The organism is Streptomyces sp. NBC_00358 (assembly GCF_036099295.1).
Lineage (GTDB): Bacteria > Actinomycetota > Actinomycetes > Streptomycetales > Streptomycetaceae > Streptomyces.
Genome location: NZ_CP107976.1, coordinates 5,762,485 through 5,776,104, shown reverse-complemented (window position 1 = coordinate 5,776,104; position 13,620 = coordinate 5,762,485). Strand labels below are relative to the sequence as shown.

Annotated in this window: 9 protein-coding genes and 1 tRNA gene; 1 reads left to right on the top strand and 9 read right to left on the bottom strand. The window is 72.9% G+C overall.

Features of this window, described 5'->3' with window-relative positions; genetic code table 11:
* Positions 1–70 precede the first annotated feature (70 nt).
* Together OHT01_RS24570 and OHT01_RS24565 are read right to left on the bottom strand one after the other, a co-directional pair.
* The gene (locus tag OHT01_RS24570) at positions 71–1,873 is read right to left on the bottom strand and encodes a DEAD/DEAH box helicase (protein WP_328555277.1); all 1,803 of its coding nucleotides are present in this window, start codon (positions 1,871–1,873) and stop codon (positions 71–73) included.
* 312 nt (positions 1,874–2,185) lie between these two features.
* Positions 2,186–3,625, bottom strand: coding sequence for an MFS transporter (locus tag OHT01_RS24565; RefSeq protein WP_328555276.1), 1,440 nt, complete (start codon positions 3,623–3,625; stop codon positions 2,186–2,188).
* Between the two features lie 227 nt (positions 3,626–3,852).
* Here OHT01_RS24565 and OHT01_RS24560 point away from each other — a divergent pair.
* Positions 3,853–3,924: transfer RNA gene (locus tag OHT01_RS24560), tRNA-Cys, on the top strand.
* An 80-nt stretch (positions 3,925–4,004) separates the two neighbouring features.
* Here OHT01_RS24560 and OHT01_RS24555 read toward each other — a convergent pair.
* The 7 genes from OHT01_RS24555 to OHT01_RS24525 form a co-directional block, all read right to left on the bottom strand.
* Entirely contained in the window at positions 4,005–4,580 is a 576-nt protein-coding gene (locus tag OHT01_RS24555) for a hypothetical protein (protein ID WP_328555275.1), read from the bottom strand.
* Between the two features lie 421 nt (positions 4,581–5,001).
* Positions 5,002–6,168 carry an SUKH-4 family immunity protein gene (locus tag OHT01_RS24550; RefSeq protein WP_328555274.1) on the bottom strand — a complete coding sequence of 389 codons (1,167 nt, stop codon included), beginning with the start codon at positions 6,166–6,168 and terminating at the stop codon, positions 5,002–5,004.
* A gap of 253 nt (positions 6,169–6,421) precedes the next feature.
* Positions 6,422–6,607, bottom strand: a complete 186-nt coding sequence (locus OHT01_RS24545; protein ID WP_328555273.1) for a hypothetical protein — start codon at positions 6,605–6,607, stop codon at positions 6,422–6,424.
* Positions 6,604–8,910 carry a xanthine dehydrogenase family protein molybdopterin-binding subunit gene (locus OHT01_RS24540; RefSeq protein ID WP_328555272.1) on the bottom strand — a complete coding sequence of 769 codons (2,307 nt, stop codon included), beginning with the start codon at positions 8,908–8,910 and terminating at the stop codon, positions 6,604–6,606. The genes OHT01_RS24545 and OHT01_RS24540 overlap by 4 nt, the downstream gene beginning before the upstream one ends.
* Positions 8,907–10,373: a 2Fe-2S iron-sulfur cluster-binding protein gene (locus OHT01_RS24535; protein ID WP_328555271.1), complete on the bottom strand. Its 1,467-nt coding sequence runs from the start codon at positions 10,371–10,373 to the stop codon at positions 8,907–8,909. Before OHT01_RS24535 ends, OHT01_RS24540 begins: the two co-directional genes overlap by 4 nt.
* Positions 10,370–11,263 (bottom strand): FAD binding domain-containing protein, encoded by an 894-nt coding sequence (locus OHT01_RS24530; RefSeq protein ID WP_328555270.1) that lies wholly within the window; start codon positions 11,261–11,263, stop codon positions 10,370–10,372. Before OHT01_RS24530 ends, OHT01_RS24535 begins: the two co-directional genes overlap by 4 nt.
* A 281-nt stretch (positions 11,264–11,544) precedes the next feature.
* Positions 11,545–13,203 (bottom strand): beta-N-acetylhexosaminidase, encoded by a 1,659-nt coding sequence (locus tag OHT01_RS24525; RefSeq protein WP_405916976.1) that lies wholly within the window; start codon positions 13,201–13,203, stop codon positions 11,545–11,547.
* Positions 13,204–13,620 lie beyond the last annotated feature (417 nt).

Here is a 13,620-nt window from a genome sequence, read left to right as displayed (position 1 = left end):
CACGCCCCGGTTCCGGAAGCCGTCGCCGACGTTCCCGGGATCGGGATCCGGATGTCGTCACGTCCGGGCGTCACCGCATCCGGGTGGCCCACTCCTGGACCTTGGTGATCCGCTGGCGGAGCTGCCCCGCCGTCGCCTCCGCGCTCGGCGGGCCGCCGCAGACGCGGCGCAGCTCGGTGTGGATCACGCCGTGCGGCTTGCCGCTCTGGTGGACGTACGCGCCGACCATGGTGTTGAGCTGCTTGCGCAGTTCCAGCATCTCCTTGTGGGAGACGACGGGGCGGCGCTCGGCGGGCAGTTCGAGGAGATCCGCCTCCTCGTCCGGCTTCCTGCGGCTGTGCGCGATCTGCCGGGCCTGCCGCTTCTGGAGCAGCAACTGCACCTGGTCGGGTTCGAGGAGCCCGGGGATGCCGAGGTAGTCCTGCTCCTCCGCGCTTCCCGGGTGGGCCTGCATGCCGAACTCGGCACCGTCGTAGAGAACCCGGTCGAAGACGGCCTCGGACTCCAGCGCCTCGAAGGAGAACTGCTCCTGCTCGCCGGTGTCCTCGTCCTGCTCCTTGTTCGCCTCGTCCATCTCCTGCTCGGACTCGGCGTACGGGTCCTCCTCGCCCTCCTTCTTGGGCTTGTCGAGGGCGTGGTCGCGCTCGACCTCCATCTCGTTGGCGAAGGTGAGGAGGTCGGGGACGGTCGGCAGGAACACGGACGCGGTCTCGCCGCGCCTGCGGGACCGTACGAAGCGGCCGACGGCCTGGGCGAAGAAGAGGGGGGTCGAGATGGTGGTCGCGTACACGCCGACGGCCAGGCGCGGCACGTCGACGCCCTCGGACACCATGCGGACGGCGACCATCCACCGGTCCTCGCTCGCGGCGAAGTCGTCGATGCGCTTCGAGGCGCCGGTGTCGTCGGACAGCACGAGGGTCGCCTTGGTGCCGGTGATCTCGCGGATCAGCTTGGCGTAGGCGCGCGCCGAGTCCTGGTCGGTGGCGATGACGAGCGCCCCGGCGTCCGGGATGCCCTTGCGCACCTCGGTGAGCCGCTGGTCGGCGGCGCGCAGCACGCTCGGCATCCACTCGCCGCGCGGGTCGAGCGCGGTGCGCCAGGCCTGGCTGATCGCGTCCTTGGTCATGGGCTCGCCGAGCCGGGCGGCGATCTCGTCGCCCGCCTTGGTGCGCCAGCGCATGTTGCCGCTGTAGGAGAGGAAGATGACGGGCCGCACGACGTGGTCGGCCAGCGCGTTCCCGTACCCGTACGTGTAGTCGGCGGAGGACCGCCGGATGCCGTCCCTCCCCTCCTCGTAGGTGACGAAGGGGATGGGGTTGGTGTCGGAGCGGAACGGCGTACCGGTGAGCGCGAGCCGGCGGGTGGCGGGCTCGAACGCCTCCAGGCAGGCCTCGCCCCACGACTTGCTGTCACCGGCGTGGTGGATCTCGTCGAGGATGACGAGGGTCTTGCGCTGCTCGGAGCGGTTGCGGTGGAGCATCGGCCGGACGCCGACACCGGCATAGGTGACGGCGACGCCGTGGTACTCCTTGCTGAGCGGCCCGGCGCTGTACTCGGGATCGAGCTTGATCCCTATCCGCGCGGCCGCCTCGGCCCACTGCTTCTTCAGGTGCTCGGTCGGCGCGACCACGGTCACCTGCTGCACGACATGGTGGTGCAGCAGCCAGGACGCGAGGGTCAGCGCGAACGTCGTCTTGCCGGCGCCGGGGGTGGCTACGGCGAGGAAGTCGCGCGGCTGCTCCTGGATGTACCTCTCCATCGCCCCCTGCTGCCAGGCGCGCAGCTTGTTGGCGGTGCCCCAGGGGGCACGGCCGGGGAAGGCGGGCGAGAGGTGATGCGAGTGCGGGGAGGCGCTGGCGGCGGTGGTAGTCACGGTCTCCGGTCTGGGTGTCGATTGGGAGCGTCCGGGTCCGCGCGCGGCGCGTCAGATGTGGCGTGACGGGAGGCGGGCGGGCGGCTCGGCTACGTATGACAACCGGGCCACCCTACCGGCGCCCGGCTCACGACGGCGTGCGGACGAGGCCCGGGCACCGGTGGATGGGACTGAGGTCACATCGCCCCGTGCGGCGCCCTCAAGCGCGATGCGATGAGGGCCACATCCGCCGGATGGCCGGCCGCCGCCTCGACGACGAGCCGGTACGCGGCAAGGTGAGCGGGGTCGAAGCAGTGCCACTTGTCGTTGCCGTCATCGTTCCCGGAGCCGGGTCGTCACCCACGCTCCCAGCAGTGCCACCCCCGCCATCGGCAGGAACACCACGGCGAAGGCGGCCGGGTGGGAACTGTGGGCGGCGGACGCCGTGGCGGTGGCCGTGCGGGCGACCGCGCCGCCGCCCAGGGCCGCGAAGGCGGCCCCGCCGACGGCGAGCAGCAGCACGTTGGACAGGGCGTCGGAGATCTGCAGGGCGGCCGAGTTGCTGCCGGCCTCCTCGGGGGCCGAGAGCTGGAGCAGCAGCACACTGGTCGAGGCGATCACCAGGCCCATCCCGAAGCAGCCGAAGGCCCAGGCGACGGCGACGGTCCACACCGGAACGGCGGGGATCAGCACGCTCGGGGCCGCGGCGACGGCCGCAGCGACCAGCAGCATGCCGAGAAACATGAGGCGGTCGCGGTACGGCTCCACGCGCGGCCGTGCCTGCACCCAGGACCCCAGCGCCCAGGTCCCGCCACCGGCCGCGAGCGAGAGCCCGGCGAGCGTCGGCGACAGCCCCCGCTGAGTGACCAGCATCAGCGGCACGAAGGACTCGGCGGAGACGAAGGCGCCGGCGGCGACCCCGCGCAGCAGCACCACGGACGGCAGCCCGCGCGCCGCCCGCCAGGTGCCGCGGGGCAGCAGCCCGCGCACGGCGGATACGAGGAGCGCGGCACCGGCCGCGGCGGGCACGAGGGACAGCGGGCGCGGGTCCTGGGCGGCGTACTGGAACAGCCCCGCGCCCAGCGCTATCGCGAAGGCCAGCCGGATGCGGCGCCGGTCCAGCGGCGCACGGCCGCCCGCCCCCGCCTGTCCCGAGGCCCGCCGCCGTATCTGCGGCAGGGCGAGCGCGAGCGGAACGCCGACCAGCGCCGGAATCCCGATGAACACCCAGCGCCAGCCGAGGTGCTCGGTGATCGCGCCCGCGGCGAGCGGGCCGACGACGGACGGTACGACCCACGCCGCCGCGAACGCCGCCATGATCGCGGGGCGCAGCCGCTGCGGATAGGCCCGCCCGACGACGACGTACAGCGCGACGATCACGAGCCCGCCGCCGAGGCCCTGGACGGCCCGTCCGAGGATGAACACCCACATGCCGCCGGCCGTCCCGGACAGCAGCAGCCCCGCGGCGAACGCGCCGATGCCCGAGGCCAGCGAGCCGAGCGGCCCGTCGCGGTCGGACCACTGCCCGGCGAGCACCATCCCGAACAGGCTCGTCGTGAAGTACCCGGAGAACGCGAAGGCGTACAGGGCGACCCCGCCGAGCTCCCGCGCGGCGACGGGCATCGCCGTCCCCACGGCGGTCGCCTCGAAGGCGATCACCAGCACCACGGACACGATGCCGATGCTGAGCGCCCGGTACGGCCGGCTCAGTACCCCGCCCGTCTCCTCGGACGGAACCGTCGTCGCGGCCGCGCGTGCTTCCAGTGCTGTCATGGCCGCCAGCGTAAGGTGCGCGGCCCGCCGTGACTCCTGTCCGAAGGCGGTGATCAACCGGTCCTTTGGCCCTAGGACCACTCCCCCGAACCAGCCGCCCCGCGGTTCGTGAACGGCGTGTGGCAGTCGCGTTGCGGCCGCCCCGGAACCCTTGAGCCCGCTCCCGCACCCCGCCTACGGTCGACCCATCAGGTTCGGAACGAGTGAGCCGTGCCGCACCTGAGACTGGCCGTGTGCCCGAGTGGTTCAGGGACTCGCCTGCAAAGCGAGTTACGCGGGTTCAATTCCCGCCACGGCCTCTGCCTGCCTGACCAGGCGAAACGGAAGGGCGGCACCCCACCGGGGTGCCGCCCTTCCGGTTGGCCGTCCCGGTCCGCGTCTACGCGGGTACCTCCCACACCGTGACGTCGAGGGTCGCCTTGACGTCGACCTTGTCGAGTGACACCACGGTGGCCATGGCCGGCCGTCCCTCGTCGGTGACGAAACAGATGGTGCGCCCGACGGGCAGATCGATATTTTGGTCGGGCTGGGTTTTCACGAGCAGTACGCACGAATCGGGGGTCGGGGTCTCGCCTTTCGGCATCTCCACCATGTTGAAATCGATGAATGTCGCGGCCCCGGTATCCGTGATGCCGTCCATTCTCAGGTCACCGCCCCCGTCGCTCGAAGGGGGCACCGAATCAAGATTGAACCAGCCGTTGAACTTCACGCGCCCCGACCAGTGCTCCGCGTAGGAATCGGTGGGACTGCCGGGTGAAGGTGTCCCCCCGTTTTCCCCGGCGGAGGAGAGCGGCGCTGGAGCCGTGACCGTTGCCGTAGCGGTGACCGCGGCTGTTGTCGTGGCGGTCACCGTGGCCGCGGCGCCGAGGGGCGAACGAACCCCAGCCGCCGGCAGGGCGATGAAGCCCACCAGGAAGGTGAGCACACCCGTGACCGCGGTGATGAGCGCGGCCATCGCCGTCCAGTGCTCGGGCCGCCTCTTGGCGCGAGGCGCACTCGGGGGCGGCCAGGACGGGGGCGAGGACGCGGGCTGAGACGGAGGCGGTGGCTGAGACGGGGGCTGAGACGGGAATGACATGAGAACCCCAATTCGACATGCGGGCCGCGCGGTTTCCAGCCACCACTAGATTTACTCCTCGCGGAGTGGCCCTGTGTCGTGATTCTGCAATTGACCGAACTCGCCCGACTCATTGAGCACTCCCGCCCCTTGAAGCCATTTGAAGGCATTTGAAGCCAGGAGAGCTGGACCGATCCGGGCAGGGGGACGGGATTCCCTCCCGGCACCTGGGTGCGTCAGTGGTCGACATCGATCTCGACCTGGCGTGCGGCCGGTCCGGACGCGGGTGTCGGTCCCCGGGTGTCCGTCCGCGGGCCCGCTACACGTACAGCAGGCCGCCCGACCGGTCCTCGAATATCTCCGGCCAGTAGCGGCGGCCGTCGTCGCCCGGGAGGGTCGGGGTCCGGTCGCAGGCGGTGGGGTCGACGGTGGCGAGGGTCTCGGTCAGGGTGGCCGCGAGCTGGCCGTAGGAGCCGCTGAGGCCGTGGGCCGCGTCCACGGTCTTCTCGCGGTGGACGAGCCAGAGGGTGAACGCCAGCGTGGAGATGTCCGCGTTCAGGGGGCGCAGGGTGAGGTCCGGCTCGCTCCAGGCGAGCACCGCGCCCGTGGTGCCGTCCACGACCAGGCTCGTGTCCTCCAGGAGCTGGCCGAGGCGTATCAGGCGGTCGGCGGCGGCCGGGAGCAGGCCGGCGGCGAACTCGTCGGGGCGCTCGTCCGCGTAGTACTCGGTGAGCGCCGGCAGCGGCACCTCCGTGTCGAGCTGGAAGAGGTAGCCGTCCTCCGGCAGGCCTGACTCCCGGAGGAAGCGGCGGGTCGGCTCGTGCGTCAGCGCGGGCGGGAAGTCGACGTCCTCGAAGCGCATGATCCCGCCCGCGCCGAACTCCTCGTCCAGCAGCCGCGCCGGCAGGCCGAGCACCAGCCCGTCGCCCGGTCCGGCGATCCGGGCGAGCGGACGGATCAGCGCGGCCATCCGCCAGTACGGGGGCACGTCCGCGCCCGCGCCGTCGGCGAAGACGGCACTCAGCCGGTCCGACACCTCGGCGACCGCCTTCGGGCCGAACGAGCCCGGCCCGCCCCGGGACACGGTCAGCTCCTCGGTGGCCGCCGCGAAACTCAGCAGGGCGTCCAGGGAGGGAGCCAGGGGCGCGAGGTCCAGCCGGGCGGGGTCCGGCGGGACGCGGGCCGACGAGACCTCGCCCGTCGTCCCGTCCAGCAGGATCGACTCCAGGTCCCGGTCGAGGCTGCGCAGCGCCCCTATGACGAGCTGGTCGCGCAGTTCCTCGGCGAGCTTGTCGGCACCGCCCGCCAGGTCCGCGACCGTGCGCAGGCCGTGCTCCCGCAGGGCGTCGAAGCCGAGCAGCGCGCCGTCCCGGGGCAGTCCGGGGCCGGTGAGCCGGTCCCGGGTGCCCGCGTGCGTGACGAACGGATCCAGTTCGTCGCCGGTCAGTGTGATCGCGCCTTTGACATCGGTGTCAGTCGTACTCATGGCTCCCCCGCGCATGTGAACGCTCCGTGCTTCCCCCGCGGGGAACGGCCGGTCGTTCCACGGCAGTTCCCCATCGCTCCAGAACGATACGCCGCCCCACTGACAACGCCGAAGAGGCGCGGGAACAAGCCACGCGCGAAGGAGGAACCGTCGGGGCGCGGGTCGCGCACGGCAGGGAAGGGGCGCGGCCCGCGTCAGGTGGACGCAGCCCTCGTCAGGCGGACGGGTCCTCGTCAGGTGGACGCGGCCCTCGTCAGGTGAAGTAGACGCCGCCCAGGACGACGACCACGGCCGCCAGTACGAACAGCAGCACCCAGATCAGCAGCTTGCCCACGCTGGGCGGGGGTTCGTAGCGCGGCTGCCCGGCCTCGGCGCCGGGGACGGCTGGGTCGAGGCCGTCCCGCGCGGGTTCGCCGGCCGCCGGCTCCGGGGCGCTCACGAGGACGTCACCACGGCCGCCTGGGGGCGGATCGGGAGTCGGTTGACGGGCCGGCCGGTGGCCGCCCGTACGGCGGACGCGATGGCCGCCGGCGAGGTCACGACCGGCACCGCGCTGGCCGCCTTGGCGCCGAAGGGGGCGACGACGTCGCGCTCCTCGACCAGCTTGACGATGCGGATGTCGGGCGCGTCCAGGGCGGTCGGCAGGGCGTAGCCGGTGAGGTCGGGGTGCCGGACCAGGCCGCGGGCCGTCCGGAGGTTCTCGGTCAGCGCGGCGCCGACGCCCTGGGTGACGCCCGCCTCGATGCGGGCCGTGAGCTGGGCCGGGTTGAGGATCCGGCCGACGTCCTGGGCGAGAGCCAGCTCCACGACCCGTACCGAACCCAGTTCGATGTCGACGTCCACCACCGCGCGGATGGCGCAGAAGGCGAGGCCCACGAAGGCGTCGCCCTGGCCGGCCTCGTCCAGCGGTTCGGTCGGGTGCGGGCGGCACTGGGCGGTCGCCCACAGCTCCTTGCCGTCCATCGCCTCGGTGACCGTGGTCGACAGGACACCGTCGTACGAGGTGATCTTGCCGTCGGTGATCTGGAGCAGTTCGGTGGACATGCCGAACTTGTGCGCCAGCGGCTGCAGTAGCTGGGTGCGGACCATCTTGGCCGCGCGCTCCACCGCTCCGCCGGACACCCAGGTGTGCCGGCCCCGGCAGCTCGGGCCCGCCGGGGGCTGGTCGGTGTCGACCGGGGCCACGTGCACCTCGTCGATGCCGAGCGTCTCCTGGACGATCTGCCGGGCCAGCGTGGTGAAGCCCTGGCCGGTCTCCACGGCCGCGCAGAGCACCGTGGCGACGCCGTCGTGGACCTTCACGGTGGCCGTCGAGACCTCGTCGGCACCCTCGGCGCCGAGCATGTGCACCATGCCGAGCGCGTAGCCGACACCGCGGCGTACGGCACCGGGCTCGCCCGCGCCCTCGGGGCCGCCGGGCAGCAGCCACTCGTCCTCGGGCGTGTCCTTGGGGAGGGCGGGCAGTGGGTAGTCGCGTACGGCCTGGAGCAGCTCGGCGACGGGCGCCGGGCAGGTCACCGTCTGGCCGGTCGGCAGGACGTCTCCGGTGGCCATGGCGTTGCGCAGGCGCAGTTCCGCGGGGTCCGTCCCGAGTTTCTTGGCCAGCTTGTCCATCTGGGCCTCGTAGGCGGCGCAGACCTGGAGGGCGCCCTCGCCGCGTACATGCCCGGAAGGCGGGTTGTTGGTGCGCACGGCCCAGCCCTCGATGAAGGCGTTCGGGACGACGTACGGGCCGCAGGCGAAGGAGACCGCGGCGGCGAGGGACTCCCCGGAGGTGTCGGCGTAGGCGCCCGCGTCGAGCAGGATCTGTGCCTCGACCTTGACCAGCATGCCGTCGGCGTCGGCGTGGTGCCGGTAGCGCAGCAGGGTCGGGTGCCGGTGGGCGTGGCCGAGGAAGGACTCCTCGCGCGTGGCGGTGAGTTTGACCGGGCAGCCGGTCTTCAGGGCGAGCAGGCCGATCGCGACCTGGAAGCCCTGGTCCTCGCGGTCGGCGGTGGCTCCGGGGACGCCGGTGACGACGACCTTCACGCGCGCGGGTTCGAGGCCGTAGCAGGCGGCGGCGGCGTCCCGGTCGCTGTGCGGGTCGGTGGAGGCGATGTAGAGCTCGACGCCGCCGTCGGGGCGGGGCACGGCGAGTCCGGCCTCGGCGCCGATGGGGGCGGGGTCCTGGCGGCCGATGCGGTACAGGCCCTCGACGACGATCTCGCCGACCGCGTCCGGGTCGCCGTGACGCAGCGGGATGTGCCGGATCAGGTTGCCGTCGGGGTGCAGCGGCTCGGCCTCGAAGGCGTGCTCCGGGTCCGTGACCGGTTCGAGCACCTCGTACTCGACGATGACGGCGGCGGCGGCCATCCGCGCGGTGTCCGGGTGGTCGGCGGCGACGGCCGCGATGGGCTCTCCGTGATGGCGTACGACCTCGGAGGCGAACACCGGTCGGTCGGCCCTGCCGCGGCCGTGCAGGGGGGTGCCGGGCACGTCCTCGTGGGTGATGACGGCGCGTACGCCGGGCATCTCGCGCGCGTGGCTGGTGTCGATGGACACGATGCGCGCGTGCGGGTGCGGCGAGCGGAGCACGGCGGCCCACAGCAGGCCCTCGGCCCACAGGTCGGCGGCGTAGGGGAAGGTTCCCTCGGTCTTGGCCCGGTCCTCGGCGGCGGGCAGCGAGACGCCGAGCCCGTGCGGCAGGGGCTCGGGGCCCGTCTCGTGCGCCGCCGGTGTCGCGGTCGCGGCTTGGTTGGTCACGCCTGGCCTCCGTCCTGGCCGTACGGGTCGTGCTGCGCCCGGGAGCCGTACGCGGCATTGTCCTCGTACGCGGACGGGTGGACACCGCCGGCGCCGGGGCCCGCCTGGTGCGGGATGCGGGCCTCTTCCGCCTCGGGGACGCTCTCGGCCGCGGCGGCGGAGTGCGCCTCGCGTTCGGCGACGACCTCGCGCACGGCGTCCAGGACGCCGCGGTAGCCGGAGCAGCGGCACAGGTTGCCGCACAGGGCCTGGCGGGTCTCCAGTTCGCTGGGCGCGGGGTTGCCCTCCAGCAGGTCGTGCAGCGTCATCGCCATGCCGGGGACGCAGAATCCGCACTGCACGGCGCCGCACTTGGCCAGCGCGCGCTGGACGTCGGAGGGCTGGCCGTCGGCGGCCAGGCCCTCGACGGTGCGCACCTCGCTGCCGGCGGCGGTGACGCCGGGGACCAGACAGGACGCCACGAGCCGGCCGTCCACCTGGACGTTGCAGGCGCCGCACTCGCCCTGCGAGCAGCCGTCCTTGGCGCCCGCGAGGCCGAGCCGTTCGCGCAGTACGTAGAGCAGCGACTCGCCGATCCAGGCGTCGGTGACCGGCCGGTCGGCGCCGTTGACGCGCAGGACGTACGAGGCGAGGGGGTGTTCGTCGTTGGCGGCCGGGGCCAGGTGGTCCGCGTCCCGCGTCCCGTCATCCGTCCCGGGAGCCTCGTGCGCCGGGTCCGGCTCGGGCACCTCGGGTGACCCCCCGGTCACCGATCCGGGGCCGGCGGCGGGCTCAGGTGCCTCATGGGCGGGCTGTACGGGCCGCTGGGCGGCCTGTGCGGGCGATTCGGCCTGCGGCTGCCCGGCGTGCTCCGCGAGGGCCTCAGCGGTCGTTTCGTGGGTGTCGGCGGTCCACGGCTGCCCGATCTCGGCCCAGGGCGCGGACGCGCCGCCCGGGAGCGTGGCCGGCGGGGTGCTGCCCCACTGCTCGACGAGCGCCGAGGTGGTGAACTCACCCGATTCGTCCGGAAGATCGCCTACGGCTACCGGGATCGACCACTGCCCGGTGACGTCGTGCCCGGCGTCGTGCCCCTGGCCCTGCCCGGCGGCGCCGTGACGGGTCGGATCGTCGAACTCCCACTGCCCGGTGGACCCGGGGTGGTACGAGAAGCGGTCGTCGTGGGCGCCCTGTCCCTGCCGCGCCGCGTTCTGATCCGGCCACGGGGCGGTGCCGCCCTGGCCGGCCCATGTTCCGCCGGACGCCGGGTCCGCCGTCTCGGGCGGGGCGGGCGTCACGGCGATCTGCGGGGGCACATAGCCGTGTCCGGGCGCGGCGAGCGGCTCCCGGGCGGCGAGGAGCGCCTCGATGCCGCCCTCGGGAAGCTTCACGAACGCGGTGGCGCCGTCGTCGTAGTCGCCCTGGGGCAGCGGATCCCAGCGGCCGCCGCTGCGCGGAGCGCCCTCTTCGTGCTGGTCGTCGGTCACGACAGTGCCCTCCCAAGTGCTCGTCGGGCCAGCGCGGCGACGGTGCGCCGCAGGTGCAGTACGGCGGGCGGAAGCGGGGTCAGGGATCCGTCCTCGGCGGGGACGGGGTCCGGGATGCAGGCCGCGGCGACGTACTCGCCGAACGCGGTCAGCGCCTCCGGGACGATCGCGCGGCTGTTGTCCCAGTCGATCAGCTGGGCCACCCACGCCTCGGCGTCCAGGGGCCGCAGCGGCATCGGCGCTATGGCGCCGACGGCGCAGCGGACGCCGCGCCGGGCCGGGTCGAGGACGACCGCGACGGAGGCGATGGCGCGCCCCGGGCCGGTGCGCCCGGTGGCCTTCAGGAAGACCTGCGGGGCGTGCAGCAGCGGCACGCGCACGTAGCCGATGAGTTCTCCGCCGCGGAGCATGTCGACGCCCGCGAGCAGGTGCGACACCGGGATCTCGCGGCGGGTTCCGCCGGGCCCCGCGATGATCAGCGTGGCTTCCAGGGCGGCCAGTACGGGCAGCGCGTCCCCGGTGGGGGCGGCCGAGGCGATGTTGCCGCCGAGGGTGCCCGCGTTGCGGATCTGCGGCGGTCCGGCGGCCCGCGCGGCGGCGGCGAGCGCCGGGATGAGGGCGGCGAAGTCGGGGCGGCCCATGCGGGCGTGCGTGAGGCCGGCGCCGAGCAGCGCGTGGCCGTCCTGGTACTGCCAGCCGCGGATCTCGCTGATCCGGCCGAGGCCGACGAGCGCGGCCGGTCTCAGCTGTCCGGAGTTGACCGCGGCCATGAGATCGGTGCCGCCTGCCACCGGAACGGCCGTGGGCATGGCGGACAGCGCCGCCACCGCCTCGTCCAGCGAGACGGGCAGCGTCACGGCCTGCGCCGTCTGCAGTGCGTGCGTGGTCAAACCGGTTGCCCCTTCCCGCTGCCCCACCTGGTCCCACCTGTGCTGCCGTACGGTACGTGCTGACAGGGCGGACGTGGCAACTCTGGCACATCTTCCCCGGCCCTCGACGCGGGGGTCCGCTAGGAGGCATTCGCCCCTCTCACCAGGGAGATGGCCGGTTTTCGCACGGCATCGCCGGTCGGCGCGAATTGTCACCCTCCGGTGACCCTTGGGGGCCTTTTTTCCTTGCGGGGCCACGGTTCCAGGGCATCGGCCCCGGGGCACACGGGCCGTGAGCCGTCTCACACGTTCGGGGGCGCCCCCTCGATCGGGCGTCCGAGGACACCGGGGCGCCGCTGCCACGGCCGCGGCCCCGCGGGAGCCCGGTAGGCCACACCGAGGGCGTCGAGCCGCTCGTAGTGGGCGCCCATCCGCCGCTCGAAACCGGCGAAGTCCCGTTCCGCGGGGCTCGGCAGGCTGCTCCAGGCGACCTCGGCGAAGGCGGCGAGCCTCGGGAACGCCTGGTAGTCCACTCGCGTGTGGTCCTCCATCACCTCGGTCCACACGTTGGCCTGTGTGCCCAGCACATGGCGCGCCTCCGCCTCGGTGAGCTGCGGCGGAACCGGCTCGAAGCGGTAGACGTCCTCCAGGGTGCGCACATAGGCGATCGGCACCGGTTCGTCCTCGCCGGCGGCCTGGCGATAGTCCAAGTAGACGTGCTGCTCGGGACACATGACGACGTCGTGGCCCGCCCGCGCGGCCGTGACACCGCCCTGGTAGCCGCGCCAGGAGGACACCGCGGCGCCCGGTGCGAGCCCGCCCTCCAGGATCTCGTCCCAGCCGATCAGCCGACGCCCGCGCGCGGAGAGCCAGTTGTCGAAGTGCCGGATGAACCAGGACTGCAGCGCGTCCTCGTCGGCGAGCCCGAGTTCCCTGATGCGCGCCTGTGCCGTGGCCGACTCCTTCCACTGGTCCTTGGCGCACTCGTCGCCCCCGATGTGGAAGAAGCCCGAGAACTCCGGGAAGCGCGCGGGGTCCGCCGGGAACAGGTCGAGGAGTTCCTCGAAGACCCCTTCGTAGAAGCGCAGGGTGTTGTCGGTGGGGGCGAGTACGTTTTTGGAGACGCCCCAGTTGTCCCAGACGGTCAGGGAGGTCGTGTCGATGACGTCGGTGTTGCCCAGTTCCGGATACGCGGCGATGGCGGCCTGCGAGTGGCCGGGGATGTCGATTTCGGGAACGACGGCGATATGCCGCTCGGCCGCGTACGCGACGATCTCGCGGATGTCGTCCTGCGTGTAGAAGCCCCCGTGCGGCTTCTCCTCCCACAACGGCGAGGCCCGGTGGCCGAATTTGGTGCGCGCCCGCCAGGAACCGACCTCCGTCAGCCTCGGGTAGCGCTTGATCTGAACACGCCACCCCTGATCGTCGGTGAGGTGGAAGTGGAAGACGTTGAGTTTGTGCGCGGCCAGCAGGTCGAGGTAGCGCAGGACGCCTTCCTTGGGCATGAAGTGCCGGGAGACATCGAGCATCAGTCCGCGCCAGCGGAATCGGGGGGCGTCCTCGATGGTGCGGTGCTCGATTTCGTACGCCGCCTCCGGGCGGATCGGGGCGCGGCGAAAAGCGTCCGGGCCGAGCAGTTGACGCAGCGTCTGGGCGCCCCAGAAGACGCCGGCCGCGTCGCCGCCGCGGATCTCGACGCCGCCGTCCCCGACGCCGAGCCGGTACGCCTCCGGCTCCAGGGTGTCGTCGAGGAGCAGCCGTACGGCGCCCGGAGTGTCCTGCGGCCCAGGTCGCAGGGGTAGTCCGAGTGCGGCGCCGAGTGTCGAGCGCAGCCAGCGTTCGGCGGTGTCCGTGCCGGGCCCGGCACACAGGACGGTGTCCGCGTCCAGCGCGAACCGGCCGTGCGTGGTGCCCTCGACGACCAGGGGCGCCGGAATCAGGCTCGTATCCATCATGTCCATCCGTCCTTCAGTCCTTTACCGCCGCCGGGGCCGGAGACGAGTCGCTGGTGCACGAGTACGAGGAAGACCGGCGCCTGAATCGTCATCACCATGGAGGCGGCCGCATACCGTCCGGTCGGACTCGGGGAACGGGAAGTCGTTCCGGGGCCGGAACGAAGGAATACCCGCCGACGGCCACGGTCCCGGGGAAGGCGAGCGGGAAAGCATCCACCGCGCGGAGAAGGCCGCCTGAGGGGGGATCGGCGAGCCCGGCAGGTCCGGGCCGCCGAAGTTCCGCGGAACGAGGACAAGGGGGATCGCCGGCACCTCGACGGGTATCGGCCGGGTCCGGGCGAACGCCGTCCGGGCCCATGGGAACGCGATCGGCGCGACGGTCCGGAATCGGAAGCGGAATCACCCCGCCACGCGCGCCGCGGG